The organism is Lacrimispora algidixylanolytica, from assembly GCF_003609635.1.
In the GTDB taxonomy this organism is placed as follows: Bacteria; Bacillota; Clostridia; order Lachnospirales; family Lachnospiraceae; genus Lacrimispora; species Lacrimispora algidixylanolytica.
In genome coordinates, this window is sequence record NZ_MCIA01000001.1 from 450,872 (window position 1) to 472,785 (window position 21,914).

General features: G+C 40.9%; 22 protein-coding genes. 8 read left to right on the forward strand and 14 right to left on the reverse strand.

Annotation, left to right across the window (positions count from 1 at the left end; translation table 11 throughout):
• The first annotated feature begins 2 nt into the window (after window positions 1–2).
• Window positions 3–983 (forward strand): ComEC/Rec2 family competence protein, encoded by a 981-nt coding sequence (locus BET01_RS02180; RefSeq protein ID WP_120195102.1) that lies wholly within the window; start codon window positions 3–5, stop codon window positions 981–983.
• 68 nt (window positions 984–1,051) lie between these two features.
• On the opposite strand, the gene BET01_RS02185 is transcribed toward BET01_RS02180, so the two are convergent.
• The 5 genes from BET01_RS02185 to pth form a co-directional block, all read right to left on the reverse strand.
• The gene (locus BET01_RS02185; RefSeq protein WP_120195103.1) at window positions 1,052–1,195 is read right to left on the reverse strand and encodes an AE-binding protein; all 144 of its coding nucleotides are present in this window, start codon (window positions 1,193–1,195) and stop codon (window positions 1,052–1,054) included.
• Between the two features lie 34 nt (window positions 1,196–1,229).
• Window positions 1,230–1,778, reverse strand: coding sequence for a stage V sporulation protein T (gene spoVT, locus BET01_RS02190; RefSeq protein WP_120195104.1), 549 nt, complete (start codon window positions 1,776–1,778; stop codon window positions 1,230–1,232).
• A 200-nt stretch (window positions 1,779–1,978) separates the two neighbouring features.
• Window positions 1,979–2,164, reverse strand: a complete 186-nt coding sequence (locus BET01_RS02195; protein WP_120195105.1) for a hypothetical protein — start codon at window positions 2,162–2,164, stop codon at window positions 1,979–1,981.
• Window positions 2,165–2,303: 139 nt separating this feature from the next.
• Window positions 2,304–5,846 (reverse strand): transcription-repair coupling factor, encoded by a 3,543-nt coding sequence (mfd, locus tag BET01_RS02200; protein WP_120195106.1) that lies wholly within the window; start codon window positions 5,844–5,846, stop codon window positions 2,304–2,306.
• A 9-nt stretch (window positions 5,847–5,855) separates the two neighbouring features.
• On the reverse strand, window positions 5,856–6,422 hold the full coding sequence (pth, locus tag BET01_RS02205; protein WP_120195107.1) for an aminoacyl-tRNA hydrolase: 567 nt from the start codon (window positions 6,420–6,422) through the stop codon (window positions 5,856–5,858).
• Window positions 6,423–6,727: 305 nt separating this feature from the next.
• Between pth and BET01_RS02210 the strand changes: the two genes are divergently transcribed.
• Window positions 6,728–8,131 carry an NAD(P)/FAD-dependent oxidoreductase gene (locus BET01_RS02210; RefSeq protein ID WP_120195108.1) on the forward strand — a complete coding sequence of 468 codons (1,404 nt, stop codon included), beginning with the start codon at window positions 6,728–6,730 and terminating at the stop codon, window positions 8,129–8,131.
• A 2-nt stretch (window positions 8,132–8,133) separates the two neighbouring features.
• Complete coding sequence (locus BET01_RS02215) at window positions 8,134–8,595, forward strand: hypothetical protein (protein WP_120195109.1); 462 nt, start codon at window positions 8,134–8,136, stop codon at window positions 8,593–8,595.
• Between the two features lie 167 nt (window positions 8,596–8,762).
• Here BET01_RS02215 and BET01_RS02220 read toward each other — a convergent pair whose 3' ends face one another.
• Window positions 8,763–9,479 carry a hypothetical protein gene (locus tag BET01_RS02220; protein WP_158584967.1) on the reverse strand — a complete coding sequence of 239 codons (717 nt, stop codon included), beginning with the start codon at window positions 9,477–9,479 and terminating at the stop codon, window positions 8,763–8,765.
• Between the two features lie 247 nt (window positions 9,480–9,726).
• On the opposite strand from BET01_RS02220, the gene BET01_RS02225 reads away from it, so the two are divergent.
• Window positions 9,727–10,623: a DUF5808 domain-containing protein gene (locus BET01_RS02225; RefSeq protein WP_120195111.1), complete on the forward strand. Its 897-nt coding sequence runs from the start codon at window positions 9,727–9,729 to the stop codon at window positions 10,621–10,623.
• A 173-nt stretch (window positions 10,624–10,796) separates the two neighbouring features.
• Here BET01_RS02225 and BET01_RS02230 read toward each other — a convergent pair whose 3' ends face one another.
• The 8 genes from BET01_RS02230 to BET01_RS02265 form a co-directional block, all read right to left on the reverse strand.
• Window positions 10,797–11,594: an HAD family hydrolase gene (locus BET01_RS02230; protein ID WP_120195112.1), complete on the reverse strand. Its 798-nt coding sequence runs from the start codon at window positions 11,592–11,594 to the stop codon at window positions 10,797–10,799.
• Window positions 11,591–12,175, reverse strand: a complete 585-nt coding sequence (locus BET01_RS02235) for a xanthine phosphoribosyltransferase (RefSeq protein ID WP_120195113.1) — start codon at window positions 12,173–12,175, stop codon at window positions 11,591–11,593. The genes BET01_RS02230 and BET01_RS02235 overlap by 4 nt, the downstream gene beginning before the upstream one ends.
• 24 nt (window positions 12,176–12,199) lie before the next feature.
• Window positions 12,200–13,297 carry a trigger factor gene (gene tig / locus BET01_RS02240; protein ID WP_243117093.1) on the reverse strand — a complete coding sequence of 366 codons (1,098 nt, stop codon included), beginning with the start codon at window positions 13,295–13,297 and terminating at the stop codon, window positions 12,200–12,202.
• A gap of 123 nt (window positions 13,298–13,420) precedes the next feature.
• Window positions 13,421–14,815 carry an aminopeptidase gene (locus BET01_RS02245; RefSeq protein WP_120195114.1) on the reverse strand — a complete coding sequence of 465 codons (1,395 nt, stop codon included), beginning with the start codon at window positions 14,813–14,815 and terminating at the stop codon, window positions 13,421–13,423.
• A gap of 48 nt (window positions 14,816–14,863) precedes the next feature.
• A complete protein-coding gene (dtd, locus tag BET01_RS02250) occupies window positions 14,864–15,325 on the reverse strand; it encodes a D-aminoacyl-tRNA deacylase (RefSeq protein ID WP_120195115.1) in 462 nt (153 codons plus the stop codon).
• A 14-nt stretch (window positions 15,326–15,339) separates the two neighbouring features.
• Window positions 15,340–17,139 (reverse strand): glycerophosphodiester phosphodiesterase, encoded by a 1,800-nt coding sequence (locus BET01_RS02255; RefSeq protein WP_120195116.1) that lies wholly within the window; start codon window positions 17,137–17,139, stop codon window positions 15,340–15,342.
• Between the two features lie 31 nt (window positions 17,140–17,170).
• A complete protein-coding gene (locus BET01_RS02260; RefSeq protein ID WP_243117094.1) occupies window positions 17,171–17,863 on the reverse strand; it encodes a GTP pyrophosphokinase in 693 nt (230 codons plus the stop codon).
• Between the two features lie 128 nt (window positions 17,864–17,991).
• Window positions 17,992–18,924 (reverse strand): S1 RNA-binding domain-containing protein, encoded by a 933-nt coding sequence (locus BET01_RS02265; protein ID WP_120195117.1) that lies wholly within the window; start codon window positions 18,922–18,924, stop codon window positions 17,992–17,994.
• A gap of 175 nt (window positions 18,925–19,099) precedes the next feature.
• On the opposite strand from BET01_RS02265, the gene BET01_RS02270 reads away from it, so the two are divergent.
• The 4 genes from BET01_RS02270 (at window position 19,100) to BET01_RS02285 (ending at window position 21,903) form a co-directional block, all read left to right on the forward strand.
• The gene (locus BET01_RS02270) at window positions 19,100–19,825 is read left to right on the forward strand and encodes a phosphatase (protein WP_120195118.1); all 726 of its coding nucleotides are present in this window, start codon (window positions 19,100–19,102) and stop codon (window positions 19,823–19,825) included.
• Window positions 19,822–20,760 carry a LysR family transcriptional regulator gene (locus BET01_RS02275; RefSeq protein WP_120195119.1) on the forward strand — a complete coding sequence of 313 codons (939 nt, stop codon included), beginning with the start codon at window positions 19,822–19,824 and terminating at the stop codon, window positions 20,758–20,760. The genes BET01_RS02270 and BET01_RS02275 overlap by 4 nt, the downstream gene beginning before the upstream one ends.
• A gap of 96 nt (window positions 20,761–20,856) precedes the next feature.
• Window positions 20,857–21,249: a Fur family transcriptional regulator gene (locus tag BET01_RS02280; RefSeq protein ID WP_120195120.1), complete on the forward strand. Its 393-nt coding sequence runs from the start codon at window positions 20,857–20,859 to the stop codon at window positions 21,247–21,249.
• A 111-nt stretch (window positions 21,250–21,360) separates the two neighbouring features.
• Complete coding sequence (locus BET01_RS02285) at window positions 21,361–21,903, forward strand: NADH peroxidase (protein ID WP_120195121.1); 543 nt, start codon at window positions 21,361–21,363, stop codon at window positions 21,901–21,903.
• Window positions 21,904–21,914: the final 11 nt, after the last annotated feature.

Below are 21,914 nucleotides of genomic sequence, written 5' to 3' on the forward strand. Positions count from 1 at the left end.
CTATGAAAGAATTTAATATATGGAAAAAGTTAGCGGCTTGTATGCTGTTTCTAAACATTGTATTTACTGCGTTTCACATTCAGACCATCTCTCCTACATCAGGAGACGGAAATTTAAAAGCAAATTCCATGGGATTTGGCCCATCCATTGCAACCGGGCCTGGATCACGGCTCTTTAATGGTGGCAGCTTATCTCTTTTAGCCAACTACGACAAACGACAGATGCTCTCTATGGTCTTACAAGATAAGAATGGAAATCTGATTGTCATTGACGGAGGCTGGGATATTGATGCGGATCATCTGACAGACGTCATTGAAAAGAAAGGCGGACGAGTTTCTGCCTGGTTCATTACCCACCCTCACTCAGATCACGTAGGAGCACTGGTGCAGATTCTTAACAATCCAGGAAGAAAGATTACCATTGACAATGTCTATTACTCTTTGGCAGATCAGTCCTGGTATGACAAGGTAGAATCATCAAGATCCAATCTGGTCAATGATTTAAGATCTGCTCTTGCTACACTTCCTGCGGAGAAGCTCCATGTAGTCCGCAAAGGAGAGGAAATAAAAGTAGGACAAATTCGTGCAAAGGTATTAAATGATCCTTACCTTTTAGATGCTACCTCTGTCAATAATAGTTCCGTTGCTTATAAATTTTTCTTAAATAACGTAAGCATCTTGGTTCTGGGAGACATGGGACCAGATGCTGGAAAGATTCTCCTGGAGCAGACCACAAAGGAGGATTTAAAGAGTGATATCGTACAGATGTCCCATCACGGTCAGTACGGCGTTAACAGAGACGTCTACGCAGCCATCAATCCTAAGATTGCCCTTTGGCCCTGCCCTCTCTGGTTGTGGAATAACGATGGCGGCTCTGGCATCGGAAGTGGTGATTGGAAAACTCTTGAAACAAGGCAGTGGATGGATGAGCTTGGCGTAAAGCTTAACTACTGCATTAAAGATGGAGATCAAACGATCTATTAAATAAATTACAAAAGACAGCCGCCGGTTGGTACAGATCTACATTCTGTCCGATCGGCGGCTGTCTTTTATTAATTTCCCCCCGGGCCATCCCTTCTTGGGCGCTCGGATTCTGGCAGTGGCTCTACGTAAAATCCATCTTCGTATGGTTCTGTATCAATTTCTGGAATATCGCCATCACTATAATCATCTTCTTCCGGCATAATTATCTTCATCTTAGTCACCTCCTAACGGTTCCATTGCTATTTTTTATCCTTCCATCTGGCGACCCAAGAAACCGGCAGCCGTGTTTGCAAGCTTTGTTTCCATATCTCCAAAACGAGCTCTTGCTTCTCTGCTTAAAAGAGCGACTGCACCGATGGCATCACCTTCACAGATAATGGGAGCTATCACCTGGGCAGTTATCCCTTCTAAAACTTCCCCAGTAAGAGGGATAAATCCTTTTTCATCTTTTCCTGCAATCATTACCGTCCTTTCATTAATGACGGTCTCTAATTGCTTGCTGATTGTTTTTTGCATCAACTCTTTTTTGGAACCACCTGCTACCGCTATGACCTGGTCTCTGTCTGTGATACAAACAGTAAGTCCTGTTGACTGTGCCATTGCTTCTGCATACTGTGAGGCAAATGCTGTCAGCTCTACCATAGGGGAATATTTCTTAAGAATGATTTCTCCTTCACGGTCTGTGAATATCTCAAGCGGAGTTCCTTCTCTTAATCGAAGTGTCCTTCTGATCTCTTTTGGTATAACCACCCGTCCCAGGTCATCAATTCTTCTTACAATACCAGTTGCTTTCATAATTAAAATTCCTCCATCTTGTGCAATTTAAGATCACTAATATTATTTTGCTACGAAAGTGGAAGATTATACTTAAGTCTGCCATTTTTCCCAAAATTTAAAATCAGGGTACGGTGCTTAAAAAAAGACCGTACCCTGATTCTTAGTCTAAATTGTTATGAAACTTAAGGTTTTAGAAGAAAGACTGTTAGCACCCCAGGTTAATAATCACCTTGTCTGACGCGCTGAGAAACCTCTTTTGAGGAAGTTATATAACCTTCATGAGCGACTCTTGCTGCTGCATTGTCCGGAATGGGAGAAACAAATCGGTTCTCAAAAGAACCATTCCGTTGAATCGTCAGTTCATCTGATACTCTTTGTAGAAGATACATACTTAAAACGTCCATAGCTACCACCTTTCTCCGAAAAGAAAACTTTGAAAGTAAGAAAGCATCTGGGACTAAATCCCTTCTTCTACTATTAGTATATCACAAAATACCAAAAAATCAACCAAACGGCATTTTATTTTTGTTTAAATTTGTTATTTTACACAAACTTTTCTGACAACTCTCCAATTTGCTTTAATAGCGTCTCTGCCTGGCCTATCATGATATCTGTAGACAGATTTTTCTTCCGATCCAGATAGGTAAACCTGGGTTCCTCTCCCATAAGGAACTTTAAATCCCCCCGGTACTGCTCCACGATCTTTGGTATTCCCTCCACTTTGAGCTTGGCATTCTTATACATGGTCAGGCGTACTTCCTGCCTGTTTATATTAACCTCAATCACATAGGCACTGTGTGCCAATGCCTTAATGGCAGCAACCTTTAGTAAATTCTCAACCGGCTTTGGTATATCTCCAAAACGGTCCATTAATTCATCCTGCATATCCATGTATTCGTCTTCACTCTCAATGCTGGAAATCCGCTTGTAAATATCAAGCTTCTGATACTCATTCTTAATATAGGATGTGGGAATATAAGCATCGATATCACAGTCCACCACGGTATTGTAGGTTTCCTCTTCTTTTCGCTCTCCTTTCAGCTCTAACACAGCTTGATTTAGCAGCTTACAGTAAAGATCATATCCTACCGATTCCATGTGTCCGTGCTGTTCGGCGCCCAAAACATTACCAGCTCCTCGAATCTCCAAATCACGCATGGCGATCTTAATACCAGAACCAAGTTCTGTAAATTCACGAATGGCCTGCAGTCTTTTTTCTGCCTCTTCTCTTAAAAGCTTATCTCGTTTGTACATGAGAAACGCATAGGAAATACGGCTGGAACGTCCTACCCGGCCCCTAAGCTGATAAAGCTGGGATAAGCCCATACGGTCTGCATCCTGTATGATCATGGTGTTAGCATTCGGTATATCGAGACCTGTCTCAATGATGGTCGTGCAGACCAAAACATCAATTTCTCCATTTACAAAGTCAAACATGATCTTTTCTAGTTCGTGTTCATGCATCTGTCCATGAGCAAAGGTTACATTGGCTTCTGGTACCAGCTTTGCGATGTGGTTTGCAATCTCATCGATGTTGCTAACCCTATTGTATACATAATACACCTGACCATCTCTGGATAGCTCGCGGTGAATGGCTTCACGAACCATCTCATCGTTGTGTTCCATGACATAGGTCTGAATGGGCATTCGGTCCACAGGTGGTTCTTCCAACACACTCATATCCCGGATTCCAACGAGACTCATGTGAAGAGTCCTTGGTATCGGGGTTGCCGTTAAGGTAAGAACATCGATATTATCCTTTAGCTGCTTGATCTTTTCTTTATGTGTTACACCAAAACGCTGTTCCTCATCAATGATAAGAAGCCCCAAATCCTTAAACAACACGTCTTTTGACAATACCCGGTGAGTTCCGATTACGATATCTACCATGCCACGTTTTAAATCTTCGATGGTTTTCTTTATCTGTCCCGGTGTACGAAATCTTGACATCAAATCCACCCGAATAGGAAAATCCTTCATTCTTTGAGCAAAGGTATTGTAATGCTGTTGAGCTAAAATCGTGGTAGGAACCAGATAGACCACCTGTTTTCCATCCTGTGCGGCTTTAAATGCAGCTCTTAGAGCAATCTCTGTTTTTCCGTAGCCTACATCACCGCAGATCAGTCGATCCATGATTTTCTTGCTTTCCATGTCTTCCTTCGTGGCTTCAATCGCATCCCACTGATCCTCTGTTTCATCATAAGGAAACATTTCTTCAAATTCCTTTTGCCAAACGGTATCACCACAATACTGGAAGCCATGGGTCTGTTGTCTTGCGGCATACAACATGACAAGATCCTTTGCGATCTCTTTTACTGCGCTTTTCACTCTTGTCTTTGTCTTGTTCCACTGTTCTCCGCCCAAACGGTTAAGCTTTGGCTTCTTGGCTTCTGCCCCAGCATATTTTTGGATGCCGTCAAGTCTGGTAGCTGGAAGATAAAGATTTCCGTTATCCGCGTATTCTACCTTTAGATAATCTTTAATCACTCCATCTTGCTCTATCTTTTCAATTCCCCGGTAGACTCCAAGGCCATGGTCTTCATGAACCACGTAATCTCCTATGGAAAGGTCAGAGAAGTTTTGAATCTTGGTGCCTTCATAAGCAGTCTTTTTCTTCTTCCGCTTCTTTTTCTCTCCTCCAAACATATCGCCTTCGGTAATCACGATAAATTTGATCATAGGATATTCAAAGCCCCGGTGGAGTTTGCCGTAGGTAACTAGGATTTCTCCAGGCTTTACCTCATGGTTTTCTCCGCCGTCATCTGGACAATAGGCTCTTAGGTCATACTCTCTTAAATCACCGGCAAGGCGGCTTGCTCTGGTTCTTGAGGCGGACAATAATACTACCCGGTAACCTTCCTTTTTCCATCTGGCTAAATCCTTAATTAAAAGCTCAAAGCCATTTTGATAAGCGCTTACATTTTTCACCTGAAAGCTGTAGCGATTTTTTACTGCAAACCCAGTGAGTTTCTGCTCCAGTCCAGTGAGATAGACGGTTGACTTTGTCTGGGTTCTTGCAAGCATTTCCTTTGCGGTAAAAAGAAGGCTGGTTTGACCAGGAAGCAGATAACCATTCTCCAGACGGTGAATCATGCTTTCCCGAAACTCCATTTCCACGGTTTCCCCTTTTTCCTTTAACCGCTCCGGTTCATCCAGGAATATTTCAGAATCTTCCTTATGAAAATACTCAAAAAAGGAAACACTGTCCGGACAGAAATAATGGATATAGCCATCAAGTCCTTGCTGCTTAAATCCCTCCTTAAGCCCTTCTAAAAGTTCATTGATGATGGAACGGATGCGCAGAGCCTCTTCTACCTTGGTTTGCGCCTTTAAATCCTTTTCATATTTCTTTATTTCTTTTTGAATCGCTTCTATGCCTTCTTCGATCTGGTCCTTTGTTAACGCCATCTCAGTCGCAGGATAAATCTGAATTTCTTCTAGCTGATCAATGGATCTTTGGCTTTCAAGGTCAAAGGTACGAATGGAATCCACTTCGTCATCCCAAAGCTCGATTCGAATCGGAAGTTCTTCGGTTAAGGAAAATACGTCAATAATTCCTCCTCGTATGGAAAACTGCCCCATGCCGTCTACCTGTCCCATGCGCTCATATCCCAGCTCTAAAAGACGTTTCTTCCAGGTCTCCACTTCAATGGTTTGACCGCTTTTTACGGAAAGCACCTGGTGTTTCATATATTTTAATGGAAGTAAGTGATCCATAAGACCGTCAATAGTAGTAACTACCCAGCCGGAGGTTTCCTCCATCAAACGGCGAAACACAGTCATACGCTGCTTGGTCAGCAGGTTTCCATGGATATCAGCATTGAAAAACAAAAGATCCCTGGCTGGATATAACCAAACATTGCTATCAAAATAGCTTAAATCCTCAAAAATCTCTCTGGCTCTGGTATCATCATAGGTCACCACAAGCTTCATTCCAGCATTCTTTGCTGCTTCGTACATTAAGTGAACCTTTTGGGAATCCATGCAGCCGCTGGCCGCGATTGGCCCGGCCTTTTTCTCCAGATCTTTTGAGAGGTCTTCAAAATCCTTAAGCTCCCTCAATGGTTTTTCAAATAGTCCGCTCATGAGATCTCCTTATTTCTTCCTATTATACAAATTCATAGCCGCATCAGCACCGTCTTCCACCACCATGATAGAAGCTTCTGCCGCAGCCTTATAGGCATCCTCCATCAAGGCTTCCTGCGCCTTTGGAAAACGTCCAAGGACATAGTCTGCAAGATCCATTTCCTTTGGTTTCTCACCGACACCTACACGAATTCTTAAAAATTCCTGTGATCCTAAATGATTGATGATACTTTTCAGACCGTTGTGGCCTCCTGCACTTCCTTTTGCCCGGATTCTTAATTGACCTTCTTCTAAATTAATATCATCGCAGATTACGATGATATGATCTGGTTCCACCTTATAATAATCTGCCATGGAACCAATGCTCTCTCCACTTAAATTCATATAAGTCTGAGGCTTTGATAATATAACTTTCTCCGTACCGATCATTCCGATCCCACAGCAAGCCCTGTGCTTTTTATCGGTTAAATTAACTAAAAGTTTGTCCGCCAGAAGATCAATGGCTTCAAATCCTACGTTATGTCTGGTCTTTTCATATTCTCTTGATGGGTTGCCTAATCCTGCGATGATAAACATGATGTTTCTCCTTATTATTGTCTATATTAACGGTATATTTGATTCATGACATGAATGGCTTTTAAACGCCTGAAAAGCGCTAGATTTTCCCGATTAGGATCTAACGCTGCTTTTATCATTCTAACAGTTCCAAAAAAAGATGTAAAGGCCAACACAGAAGTTTTAAGATCTTATCCCTTGTATTTCCTATATTTATTATGATAAAATGATACCGTTGCGCTTATTTATGTTCCATAATGGTATTTATTTTTACTGACTGCATAGTGGCTATTTCTAAGGGTTAGAAGGAAAAAGGAGTGATGTTCATGAAGGATGCAAACAAAAAATACGATGTGATCATTATTGGTGCGGGCCCCTCCGGCATATTCTGCGCCTATGAACTGATTGAGAAGAAACCGGAACTTAAGATACTTATGATTGAAAAGGGACGCCGAATCGAGAACCGAAAGTGCCCCAAACGTACTACTAAGGCATGCGTTGGCTGCAAGCCCTGTTCCATCACCACAGGCTTTGCCGGAGCCGGAGCTTTCTCAGACGGAAAACTCTCCTTATCTCCTGACGTTGGAGGGAATCTCCCTGAAATTTTAGGATACGATAAAACCGTAGAACTACTAAAAGAATCTGATAATATCTATTTGAAATTCGGTGCCGATGAGAATGTTTACGGCATTGACAAGCAAAAGGAGATCCAGGAGATCCGCCGAAAAGCCATTAACGCCAACTTAAAGCTGATTGAATGTCCCATCCGCCATCTAGGTACGGAAGAAGGCTATAAAATCTATACCCGCCTCCAAGAGCATCTGCTGGATCAGGGCGTGGAGATGTCCTTTAATACCATGGTAAAAGACATTATCATTAAGGACAATCAGGCAAGCGGCATCATTACCGACAAGGACGAAGTAATCTACGCTGATGAAATCGTTTCCGCAATCGGTAGAGAAGGCTCTGACTGGTTTAGTCACATCTGCAACGATCATAACATTGAAACAATGGTTGGAACCGTAGACATCGGTGTCCGGGTTGAAGTCCGGGACGAGGTCATGGAGTTCTTAAATAAGAACCTTTACGAAGCCAAGCTTGTGTATTACACTCCTACCTTTGACGATAAGGTGCGCACCTTCTGCACCAATCCATCCGGTGAAGTAGCCACAGAATATTATGAAAATGGACTGGCTGTTGTTAACGGTCATGCTTATAAATCCCAGGAATACAAGACGGACAACACAAACTTTGCCATTCTTGTATCCAAAAACTTTACAAAACCATTTAAGACCCCGATTGAATATGGCAAACACATTGCCCAGCTCAGCAACATGCTTTGCGATGGCCGAATTCTAGTACAGACCTTTGGTGATTTCCAGAGAGGTCGTAGAACTACGGAAGAGAGATTATGCAGAAATAACATCATTCCTACCTTAAAAGATGCCGTACCAGGAGACTTATCTTTGGTATTCCCACATCGTATTATGGTTGACATAAAAGAGATGCTTCTGGCCCTTGATAAAGTAACTCCAGGAATTGCTAGTGATGAGACTTTATTATATGGCGTTGAAGTTAAATTCTACTCCAATAAAGTTGTGGTAAATACTGACTTTGAGACCAGTGTCAAAGGACTTCGGGCTATTGGTGATGGGGCTTCTGTAACCAGAGGACTTCAGCAGGCATCTGCTAATGGACTTAGTGTGGCTAGGAGTATTTTAAATAGATAATAATGGTTAATTATATATTAAAATTGGAAGCCAATTTAAAGAATAAAATGATTTTCGCTGTAGAATATCAGTCAAAGGATATTGCATTGATTTTATTTGAAGATCATCATCGTCCCGGAGAATTAATGTGGGATTTTCATTTTTTATACCCAAATTATTATGCTTCTGAAACAGAATGGTATGATAACAGAAACTTAATATCTGCACTAATCTTAAGCTTAGATAGGGAAATAACAGATCAAGAATTGAAAGACGATTTGGTATGCCTTGCAGATTCAATTATTGAATACAAGCCTGCAGTTAATACAAAGGTTACATTTCATTATGACCCCAAAGTCAATCAATACTACTGTGAAAGAGACGGACACAGGGAGCAATTTTTACAATATATGTTATCTCTTTGTGAAAACAAGGAAACCATTAACTTAGATGAAGAATCCTTTAACCACCTCACGCAATCTTGATGGGCAATTACATGTTTAAATAAGTAATATACTACCCAAGTAGTGATGCACAGCATAAAATGTATTCTATAAAAGAAGGAAAGACCATCAGCAAATTTACCGCTGATGGTCTTTCCTCTTTTAATGCACTTTTTACGGACTAATCCGATACTTCGTATCCAGTAAAATTATTGATTGATAACACTACCAATCTCATTCAATCTCTCCGCCGATTCATGAAGGGTGATTTTTGTTCGTGTATATACGTAACAACCATATTCTTTATTACCTATTACAACTGGTATCACAATAAAGCTGGTTTCGTCTGTATAAAATTCTGATATATTAGGTGCAACAAAATTCATACCAACGACTTCATTGGGATTTATAGTTTTTTCCTCATAAAAACTATATGAATTAGGGTCAAACAGATATAAGTTATTCATTTTTTCATTTCTAACTATTTTTAGATTGCTTTTAATCGTAATCGGTTTATCACATATATTCTTAATGGCTATCGAAACAGTTTTACTATTTCCAACTTTCACATCAGTGGCCCAAGTTATAAGGAACGTCACTCCATCATTTACGTCACTAAATATTGCTCCTTTACTAGATGTCATACGCCCATCTGGTATTACTGCACTGGTCTGTAGCACTCCTGATTCATTAAAATAGTATTCCTTTCCATCCGCAGTCACGACCCCTGACTGCATATACCCATTTGAATCAAAATGATAAATTTGTTCGGTTCCCGGTTCCTGAAACCATCTATCTCTTAGAGAAGAACCATCATTCAGTACATATTGCCAACCAGTAGAATCCTGTTTCCATTCATCTGCATAACTTACAATAGAACCGAAGATTGAGAACACCAAAGATACTAAAATTATTAACTTTTTCATACAAATCCCCCTATTTAACATTGTTACTCTAATTATATTCTATAAAATAATAAACCTCAACCAATATCACAATATAGTTACATATGCCAAAGCGAATTTCATAAAAATAGCTAGCAGTAATTATAATGAGTGTTATAATAAAGTTAGAACTAAAGCAATAGTTAAAAAACAAATATTTTATTGTACTTATATTAATTTCTTCGTATATTTGTACGCGGATTCTTTTTCAAATTTGAAGGAGGTATACATGATTTCTATTATAATTTACGTATTTGTTACAACAGTGATTTTGTTAACCATACTCTTGACAAACAAAACTGCCGAAAAAGCAAATGGAGATATTCTTCTTGGCGTGTCACTGCCCCACTCAGAGCTTGAGAATAATGAAGTACTGAAAATTATTCAAGATTATCATAAAACCTACACTTCAGCAGGATTATTATCTGCTTTGCTTATACTTCCCCTTCTAATCATTTCTAAATATGATTCGATTAGTATTTTATACGTTTTGGCTTGGTGTTGTCTCGTTTTCTATCGTAACTTTATCATTCAGAAAAAATATTTCAACAAATTATATCAATTGAAAAAAGATAAGGGATGGTATATTGAAGAGAGACAGAATATTGGAATTGACACAGATGAGAGTCAGTTTTGGGTGACGGGAAACTACTATAACCCAAACGACAAACGCATATGGGTTGAAAAGCGGTTTGGCATCGGAACAACAACTAATATGGCATCATGGTTTGGCAAGCTGACTTATATTTTTCTTGCCGCAATTATAATAGGAACCATAGCTCTTTCTATATTTATAATGCCGCTGGACTTTGGATCTGTTGATCTTGAGGTGAAAAATAATGTTGTTTTTGTAAATGCACCAATGCGCAATGACTCTTTTTCTTTGTCTGACATACAAGAAGTTAAGCAGGTGAAAGATCTACCTAAAATGAGAAAACGCAATGGCGGAGATGGCAATAATTTTTATATAGGAAGCTTTTATGTACAGGGATATAACAATTGCTCTGTATATGTTCATCGGAACAATCCCCCCTATATTTTTGTTACTCTCTCAGATAGAATAGTTATCCTTAATGGAGATACCCCAGAAAAAACTGAAAGCTATTATCTCCTGCTAACGCAATAAAATATATGTAGCTCCATAAAAGAACCAAACAAAGACATGTACCATTGTTAAAATGTAAGAGATTTCATGGTGCAAAAAGACAAAAGGTAAATTAATTATTGCTCGCTATAAAAAAAGAGGAAAGACCACCGCTAAATATAAGCTATTGGTCTTTCCTCTTTTTCTTTATTAAACTAGATAAGTCCTAGTTCCTTCATCGCATAAGCCACACCATCATCTTCCACATTCTTCGTAAAGAAAGTGGCATACGGCTCTAACTCTACACTATGATGTCCCATAAGTACGCAGTTCTTAGCAAGTTGGAACATGGGAAGATCGTTGGTACTGTCTCCGAACACATAGACATCGGATAACTCAATGCCGTAATGTTTCATGACCAGTTCAATCCCGGTGGCCTTAGAATGTCCTTCAGGGACGCATTCATAGAAGCCATTTCCCCGGTCGATGATATCAATGTCTTTTTCCAGAGCCTGGTAAAATCCTTTGACATCGCTGTTTTCATCAGCCTGGACAAAGAACTTATCAAAATCGTAACAGTCCTCTTCCCAGCCAAAGGAGGAAACTTTTCCTTCCTTGATCATCTGGGATTTCATTCTCACTGCCTCCGGCATCCAAGGTTCTTCTTTTCTGAAATAGCATTCCTCAGTTCCTTCCAGCATTCCGTCAAGTTTATGTTGTATTATGATTTTTTTAATCTCGCTGCCTCTTGTACGAGGTATGGTAGTAGAATATAAGACCTTCTCGCCAGCTACGACTCTGGTACCACAGCCGCAGCAATATCCGTCTACTTCTATCATACGCCTCACAGGCTCGATCAGGCTATAAGTTCTTCCGGTATTGATAAATACCAGATGACCGTTCTTTCTTGCCTGAGCGATGGCCTCCATAGCACTCACCGGGATTTGCCGGGTTGACTCAGAAGTCAGAGTGCCGTCTATGTCAAAGAACAGCGCCTTACGTCCTTTGTTCATCTATCACCTCTAAAACAAATGGTGCCGGTAGTCTCGTCCATGCTTTCTACAATCGCAAGGGATTCCACCTTTACACCTTCCGCTCTCAACCGATCACCGCCCGGCTGAAAACCTTTTTCAATCACGATGCCTGCGCCTACTAACTCTGCGCCAGAATCCTTTACAATGGCAGCCAGTCCTTCCAACGCTTTTCCGTTGGCTAAGAAATCATCAATCAGTAGTACTTTGTCTCCTGAACCAATAAACTCCTTAGAGACCAAAACATCATACGTTCTTCCGTGTGTATAAGACTCCACCTGTGTGGTGTATACGTCACCTGCAATATTCTTTGTCTTTGATTTTTTTGCAAATACCACTGGCACATCAAAATACTGGGCAACAATACAGGCGATTCCGATTCCGGAGGCCTCAATCGTTAAGATTTTATTGACTTCACAATCAGCAAATCGTCTTTTAAACTCTTTTCCGACCTCAACAAACAGTTTAATATCCATCTGGTGATTTAAGAAACTATCTACCTTAAGTACGTCACCGGACTTGATCTTACCGTCCTTACGTATTCTGTCCTTTAAAAGCTGCATAAAGGTTCCTCCTGTCGTAAAATATTATTTAACTACTGCATTCTTCAAAAGGAATTCCATTACCTTGTTATTCATAACATAGTCATTGACTTCAAACTGTCCTTCTGCCTTAACCAGTTCTTCTGCGTTCTCATAACCTAACTGGGTAGCAACCTCTTTACGATCATCATCGGTAATAGCGATTTTCTCTTTTTCAGCAATTGCATTTACGATAAGTCTCTGCTTTACAATTTCTTCTGCCTGAGTTTTAGCAGCTTTTGTAAAGTCTTCCTCTTTCATTCCGGTAAATGCTCCTATAAAGGTAGTAAAGTCCATACCATAGGTAGCTGCCTGATTGGTATATCTGGTGATCAGGTTATCATAATTGGCATCAACCGCTTTCTGATCTGGCTCAACCTTTGCATTCGCAGAAATAGCAGTATAAATATCATTCTTTACCTTCTGATCTGCTTCATCGCTTTTCTTCTTTAGAAGAGTCTGCTTTGTTTCTTCCTTATACTCGTCAACTGTCTTTGACTTTGTATTTTCCTGTACATAAGCGTCATTTAATTCAGCAACCTGTTTTTCCTTTACGGAATTTACAGTCACTTCAAATACAACTGGCTTTCCTGCAAGGTCTTTATTCTGGTAATTCTCTGGGAATGTAAGATTTAAAGATACCTTGTCCCCTTTTTTTGCGCCAACTAATCCACTCTCGAATCCTTCGATGAACTGGTTGGAACCGATGGTAAGATCATAACCTTGTGCTGTTCCTCCGTCAAATGCAACGCCGTCTTTTGTACCAGCATAGTCAACATTAACCACGTCTCCGTCTTTGATGGCACGGTCTACATCAACCTTTTTCTCATGAGCAGCAAGATCCTGGTCAATGGCCTGTTTCAGCTCATCATCCGTTACTTCTACTGCATCTTTTTTCACTTCAATGCCTTTATATTCACCAAGGGTTACTTTTCCGTTTTCAATATCTGTCAGATCCTTTAATGCCGTCGTTTCCTGGGCAGAGGACTCAGTCGCTTCTGTGCTTGCCTGTGTTGTTTCTTTTACTTCTTTTTTGGAACAGCCTGAAATAAGGGTAGCGGCCACAAGACCACACATGCATACTTTAAAAATTTTCTTCATCATACAATCCTTTTTCTTTCTATTTTAATGTTTAACAATAAAAACACTTCCTGTCTGTTATACCATATTGGGAATGGGAAAAAAAGCATTTTACGGAAATTAACAAAAATTTCAAAATTTCTTTTCTTATTTGTAAAAAGCTCGAAACGCTTTAAATGTATTAAACACATCAAGTTTAGAAGAAAGCTCGAAAGGTGAGTGCATGGAAAGAATCGGCACACCAAGGTCTACTACATCCACATCCATAGCTGCTATGTACTTGGCAATGGTGCCGCCGCCGCCCTGGTCAACTGCTCCAAGTTCTCCGATCTGCCAGTATATTCCATCTTCTTCCATCATAGCGATTACCTTTGCCATCAGCTCTGCGCTGGCGTCGTTAGAACCGCCTTTTCCTCTTACACCGGTATACTTTGTTATAACACAGCCCTTGTTTAAAAAGCAGGCATTGCGTTCTTCATATACCTGAGAGAAGGTTGGGTCATACGCTGCATTCACATCAGAGGATAAGCACATGGAATTGCGAAGAATGTTTCTTACAGGCACATCTGCCATCTCAGCTAGGTCCTCAATAAAGTGAAGCACAAAATCAGAATTAAGTCCTGTATTTCCATCAGAACCGATCTCTTCTTTGTCTGCAAGAACGGTAACCGTGGTATACCTTGGCATTACGGCATCAATCTCTGCCATAAGTGCGGTGTAGGCACACACTCTGTCATCTTGTCCATAAGCACCGATCATGCTACGGTCAAATCCCACGTCACTTGCTTTCTGTGCTGGTACCAGTTCAATCTCTGCTCGTAAGAAATCCGCTTCTGTAATTCCGTAACGGTCATGAAGAAGCTTTAAGGCGAGAAGTTTTACAGGATCTTTTAAATCTGCATCATCTACAAAAGGAATGGAGCCGATGAGGATGTTAAGCTCTTCTCCTTTTAAGCCATCTCTTAACTTTCTATCATTTTGTTCTGCTGCAAGGTGAGGAAGCAAATCGGTAATGCAAAGAACTGGATCTCCTGGCTTTTCACCAATGTTGACTTCTACCACTTCTCCATTCTTTTTAATGATGACGCCATGCATGGCTAAAGGAGTGGTTCCCCACTGGTATTTGCGGATTCCGCCGTAATAGTGAGTCTTAAAATAAGCAAGATCATTTTTCTCATAGACTGGATTTGGCTTTAAGTCTAGTCTTGGTGAGTCGATATGAGCTCCATTGATACGAACTCCTTTTTCTAAGCCTTCTTTTCCAAAGGTTGTGGCTATAATGGCCTTTCCTCTATTTACATAATATACCTTGTCTCCAGCTTTGTATTTAACGCCGGAAGCAAAAGGAACATAACCCTGCATCTCAAGCATGGCTACGGCTTCTCTTACACATTCTCTTTCCGTCTTACCATTGTCTAAAAACCGTTTGTAGCCCTCACAAAACCTCTCAGCTTCTTCCATCTGGTGAGGTGCATCTTTACCGATATGAGGGAACTTAAAAGTCAGTTCTTCCTGTAATATCTGTCCTTTTGTTTTCTCCATGTTTGAATCCTCCATTTTCTCTATAGGTATGCGCAGGGGCTTTGTGTATCAGCCCTGCAAACCGCAAATTTCATCGCTGTCTAGGACCAGTGTAAAGGGTCCATCGTTTAAAAGTTCCACCTTCATATCAGCCCCGAAAATTCCTTTTTCCACCCGGATCGAGTGGGATTTCAGTCGTTCTGTCATATATTCATACAGATGGTTTGCATGTTCTGGCTCGCCAGCCCCTGTAAAGCTAGGGCGGTTTCCCTTTTTGCAATCTGCATACAAGGTAAACTGACTCACCGCTAAAATCTCTCCTGATACATCAGAAAGAGAAAGATTGGTCTTTCCGTTTTCATCTTCGAAGATCCTAAGCTTACAGATCTTATCTGCCATCTTATCTACAATTTCTTTGGTATCCGTATGGGATACGCCAATAAACAGTAGAAAGCCTCGTTCAATTGCTCCTGTAACGGTCCCGTCCACCGTAACAGCCGCCTTGGCCACACGCTGTAAAACAACCTTCATTTCTTGTCTCCCATCTATCTAAGCACCAGTCTTAAGTACTCCAAAAGATTCTCTGCGGCTTCCTCCCGGTATATGATCTCTCTTGCAAGAACCGGGTAATCTGTAATGATATTGTCAACGGAAAGCATCTTCATCCGCTCCATCTCACTTTTTGAATTCACCGTCCAGGCATGAACTGCCTTCCCCTTTAAATGGGCGGCTTCCACCAGTCGTTCCGTCACAAAACTTGACTGCAAACTAATCAAATCGATGTCATCACTGGAATAATAATTGCCGTATGCGGCTGAGACAATATATCCAGTACGAATTTTTTCATCAAGCTTTTTAATTCTGGTAAGATAGAGAAACCGTGAGGAAGTGACCACACACTGCTCATTCATCTGGTACTTGTCTATGAGTAATGCCACCTTTTCCGGTAGGAGACTGTCATCTCCCCCACTCTTGATCTCAATATTTAAGTTAATCTTACCTTTACAGTATTCCATCACTTCTTCCAGGGTGGGGATTTCTTCTCCTTTAAAATCGCCAGAAAACCATCCTCCCACATCAAGTCCTTTTAACTCTTCAAGGGAATAAGAGCCTATGGACCGGTTCACACCTGCCACTCGCCTTAAACTGGAATCATGTCCAAGCACCACCACACCATCAGCAGTCTCTTGAACATCAATCTCAACGAAATCTGCAAGATCATTGACCGCTTGTTTAATGGCTGCCATGGTATTCTCCGGTGCTTCTTTTGAGCTTCCCCGATGTGCTGTAATTTGTACGGTACCAAGGATTCCCCCGGCGATAGCGGAACCATTATAGACCACATAAAACAAGGTGGCCAGACTGAAAACCACCGCCACTGAGATGGAGGCAAGCGCAGTCTTTTTATTTGCCCAACGGGCACCAGAATCAGAGATGTTTCCTGCTTTTTTAAGAACTCTGCTGCTAAACTGAAAATACTGGACGCTTAATGCGCCATAATTTCCCATGGCGAGAAGCATACTGCTTATAAAAAGAAGGACTAAGTCAATCCGTCCGCAGGCGGCGGGAAGGAACGCAAGTGCCAGCCTGTTGTCCGTAAACAGAGTCACTGCCACGGCAGTAATCAAAACGCAAAAAGAGTAAACTAGCTTTAACAGCACCGCAAACGTACCGTAATAAATTGTCAGCAATAATAATACCTTAGGAATCCTATGTCTTAACAACCACCAGCTTCTAAGATATCCTTCCTTAAAATTCTTCTGCTCAATCATACAGGCATGAAACGCATAAAGACCTGGAACGACTGCGGCAAGAGTCAGAATAATAAGGAAAATTAGGATCGCCTTTCCAAGTGGCTGGGAAAGCACCTGCGTCATGATAAAATCAAGTGGCTTTATATGAGTAAAAAACCGGTATATGAGATACAGGTTCGTCAAGCTATAGTTGGCCAGGATCAAAAGTCCCAACCTCCAGTTCCTTTTAAGGATCTCATCCCGAAGCTTAATAATGCCTCCTGCCAAAATCTCCCACGGTTTTAGCTTTCTGGTATAATAAATTCCCTGGAAAAGCGTAAGAAAGCATCCAGTCTCTAAAACGAGAATGAGCATGCCGAAAAAAACCAGAACTGCCATGATAATTATTGTCCATGGCTTTAAGAGAAAACCACCGATGTTGGCAACCGTCAAATAACTATACCCCGCTAATTTAAGGGCGATCAAAAGCCCCCTGTCCAAAGCAAACAAATACAAGGTAGTCGTTATCAGACGAAATGCCAGAGAAAAAAAGAACGCATTCTTCCTGTTATATTTAAGAATCCTTATGGTGTCTTTTGTTAATGTGCTCATAACATGACCTTCTTTGTGTCAAAGCGATCCATCATGGCTTTTCTTCCAAATCTTCCTTCCGAAACCGTCTCTCCCCACCTAAATCTTCATGGGTTTGAGCGCTCAGCTCCAAAATAGCCTGGTTTAGAGAAAACATCTTTGCATCCAACATATTTACCACATCTGCACAGGCCTTTAATTCCTGCTGTAAATACGCAGGGGCATTGCCTTCAAATTTATAATAAATCTTATGCTCAAGACTCGCCCAAAAATCCATGGCAACGGTCCTGATCTGGATCTCCACCTTAGTATCCACCGGCCCATCTGTTAAATAGATAGGGATGGTCACTACCATGTGATAACTCTTGTACCCGTTTGGTTTTGGGATTTTAATATAATCCTTAACGTAAAGCACCGTAACATCGCTTTGCTTTGCAATCATCTGAGCGATCTGATAAATATCAGAGGTAAAAGAACAGATAATTCTGATTCCGGCGATGTCGTTGAGCTTCTCCACCATATTATCGATGGTCACCTCAAAGCCATAGCGCTTAAGCTTCTTTACAATGCTGTCTGGCGTCTTCAGCCTAGACTTTACGTGTTCAATCGGGTTGTAATTATAGATATGAACAAACTCGTTATTAAGTATCTCTATTTTCGTACTGATTTCTTTTAATGCTGAGTCATACAAAAACATGACTGATTTCCATTGGTCAACCTGGTTAAATGAATTGGGAACATTCATTCCTCATCCCCCTCTCCTTTGCCCGTAATACGGATCAGTGAGACAGGGGCATCCCGTCGCCGGTAGCCCCTGCTCATAATGATATTATACCATAGAAACAAGGTATTTTATATATTTTTCCCGAGTTTCTAAAATTTTAATCCTTTTAGCAGTGCGGATAAGTCTGTAGAGGCACTGCCACTTTCTTTATAATCAAAAACCTCTACATTGGCTTCTTCATCCTCTACAACCGCCTTCATGCTTAAACTGATCTTATTGTCTGCTGTGGATAGAATCTTTACGGTTATCTTTTGACCCTCTTTTAATACGGCACTAGGATTCTTAATTCTCTGGTTGCTGATCTGGGAGATGTGTAAAAGACCAGTTAGTCCGTTTTCCAGGTTTACAAAAGCACCGTAGTCCTTTAAGCTGTCTACCGTTCCTTCCATGACCGCTCCTACCTGACATTTGGAGATCTTTACCTTTTTTTCCTCATTCTGAACTAAGAGTGCAGGTTCTCTTCCAGATAAGATGAGCTTTTTGTTCTCCTCGTCTGCGGTAACTACTGTGACCTCAATGGTTTTTCCTTGGTAGGATTCCAGGTCTTCTACATAGGCCGCAGCCAGCTTAGAGGCAGGAATGAATCCACGGATTCCTTCTAAGTAAGCAACTGCTCCGCCTTTGACGATCTCTGTGATCTTAGCAGGTACAATGGTTCTTTCATTTAATAATGTATTTAGGGTTTCCCATGCTTTTTGATCCCCTAAAAGCTTTGCAGATAAAAGGACATTTCCTTCACCGTCATCCGCTCTTACTACGGTGGCAGTGATTTCATCTCCTGGATGGATTTCCTGAATTAAGTGAAAGTCAGGATCCCCGTTTATATCTTCTTTATGAATGATACCTCCTGAAAAATACTTTAAATCCAGCAACACGGATTCTTCTGTTACACTCACAACGGTTCCTGTCAGCACATCTCCCTTTCGTACTCTCTTAAAAGAAGCTTCTAACTCATCCATGTAATCAGCCATAGTTTCAACTTTCTCTTCTACGAAATCGGCTTCCTTTCGTTCTTTGCTCATATTATTTTCCTCCACTCATAATTCCTTATTTTTTGCGTAAAATCTTACTATATTTTTAACACATCCAGCCTGATATTTCTATAGTTTTCTATGGAAAAGTGTGATATATTCTACTTAATCGACCATAGTTGTTCCGGTCTCATACGCCGGGCGTCGATATAGAAAGGACAAGAACATGAACGACATAATGGATTTGCATACCCACACCATTGCCAGCGGACATGCATACAACACGTTATATGAGATGGCAAGATCAGCTTCCGAAAAAGGTCTGACCCTTTTTGGCTCCACGGACCACGCTCCTAAGATGCCTGGAACATGCAATGAGTTTTATTTTATAAATTTTAGAGTGATACCAAGAAAGCTCTTTGGAATCAATATTTTAATGGGGGCAGAATTAAATATTTTGGATTATAAAGGAAGAGTGGATTTAAGAAAGGGACTTTTAGAAAAACTTGATTATGGGGTCGCAAGTATTCACGAACCATGCTTTAAAAGCGGAACAGTTTCTGAAAACACCAGTGCTTACGTAGGTGCCATAGAAAATCCATCGATCCATATCATCGGACATCCAGATGACAGCCGTTTTCCTATTGATTATGATACCCTGGCAGCCGCAGCTGCTTCAAATCATACACTTCTTGAGGTCAATGCAAGCTCCCTTCACCCTTTAAGCGTTCGCCAGAATGCAAAGGAAAACTACATTGCATTGCTTGAGAAATGCAAGCATTACAAAACCAGCATTATTCTTAACAGCGACGCCCATGTTGAGGCTGATGTGGGCAATCATAAAAGAGCCTGGGAACTCATAACAGAATTGGATTTTCCGGAAGAACTTATTGTAAACGGTTCCTTAGACCTGCTTCTTCCCTTTATTCCCAAGCTGGAGGCTTATTTATGATTAACTTCCTAAACATTGAATACTTTCTTGCAGTTGCAGAAGAATTAAACATTACAAGAGCCGCCAAACGGCTCTATATCTCCCAACAGTCTTTAAGCAATCATATTTCTAATATGGAAAAGGAATTTGGGGTACAGCTTTTTAACCGTACCATGCCCCTTACCTTAACTTATGCGGGACGATCATTAAAAACAAGAGCCAAGCAGCTTTTGGATCTTAAGGACGAGACCTACCGAGAACTTTCAGACATTAAAGATTTTACTACAGGACAGCTTTCCATTGGGGTGTCCCATACCAGAGGCCGATTTCTTCTTCCTGCCATTCTCCCTGCTTACCGCGAGAAGTTTCCAAACATCGAGCTGAATCTGGTGGAGGGGAATTCCCAGGAGCTAAGCTCTGCATTAATTCATGGTGAGATTGATTTAATGGTGGATCTTTTGCCCTTTAAGGTAGAGAACGTGGAATCAATCCCAATCTGTGAGGAAGAGATTCTACTTGTAGTTCCTGATCAGATCCTTGATTTATTTTTTCCTGGGGAGCAAGATGAGATAAAAAAAAGGCTGGAAGAAAATCCTGATATCCTTTTGTTAAGGGATTGCCCTTATCTTCTTATTCATAAAGGAAATAGGGTCAGAACCATTGCAGATGAGATCTTTGAAGATGCCCAGCTATCTCCTACCATTCTACTTGAGACAGAAAATATCGAGACGGTTTTAGCACTTGCAGCAAAGGGCATGGGAATTACTTTTTATCCCAGAATGTTTGTTTCTGGAAATACAGATAACAAAGATGGAGTTGTTAGAAAAACTGGACTTAATTATTATTCCCTAAATTACAGTCGCAGCCATGGGGTTCTTGCCTTTGGTTGTCACCGGGGAAGATACTTATCACAAGCCACAAAAGAGTTTATACGAATTTCCAAAGAAAACATATAACAGTTTCTTGCAACACATTGACAAAGCGTGGGGAATCTACTATTATTAAATAGTAACAATTACTAATATAATTATCATTATAGGAAGGAAGCGGCCATGAAAACATTAAAGTATAGCCGTCAACGGGAATCGATTAAAGCTTGTCTGATGGCAAGGCATGACCACCCCACTGCCGACGCTCTATACACCGCCATCCGAGAGGATTACCCAAACATCAGCCTCGGTACTGTTTACCGGAACTTAAATCTCCTTGTAGAACTTGGTGAGATACAGAAGCTGACATGCGGAGACGGTGCAGATCATTTTGATGCCGTCACATCACCACATTATCATTTTGTCTGCAGAACATGTGGGCAGGTGAAGGACCTGCGTCTCGATACTATGGAGGAAATTAATCATCTGGCCCAGGAATATGCGGATGGCCAGGTGGATAGCCATACCATTTATTTTTATGGTACCTGCAATCAGTGTTTGAGAAATAATTCTTAATAAGACTTGACATCAGGATAAAGTTGTGCTAAATTAATATCAGTAATCATTACTGTTTTTGATTGCAACAACATAATAAATAAAAATCAAATATAAAGGAGACATGAGATCATGAAGAAATGGGTTTGTACTGTATGCGGTTATGTTCACGAAGGAGAGGCGGCTCCAGAATTTTGTCCAATTTGTAAAGCTGGTTCTGAAAAGTTCAAATTACAGGATGCAGATATGTCCTGGGCCTGCGAGCATGAAATTGGTGTTGCTCAGGGTTCTCCAGAAGATATTATGAAGGATTTAAGAGCTAACTTTGAGGGCGAGTGTTCTGAAGTTGGTATGTATCTTGCTATGTCAAGAGCGGCTCACAGAGAAGGATATCCAGAGGTTGGCTTATACTATGAGAAAGCTGCTTTTGAAGAAGCTGAGCACGCTTCTAAGTTTGCAGAATTACTTGGTGAAGTTGTAACTTCTAGCACAAAGAAGAACCTTGAATTAAGAGTTGCTGCTGAAAACGGTGCGACTGCTGGTAAGTTTGATCTTGCAAAACGGGCTAAAGAATTAAATCTTGACGCAATCCATGATACCGTTCATGAGATGGCTAAGGATGAAGCTCGTCACGGTAAGGCATTTAAGGGCTTATTGGAGAGATATTTCGGTTAATCGCTCATCCA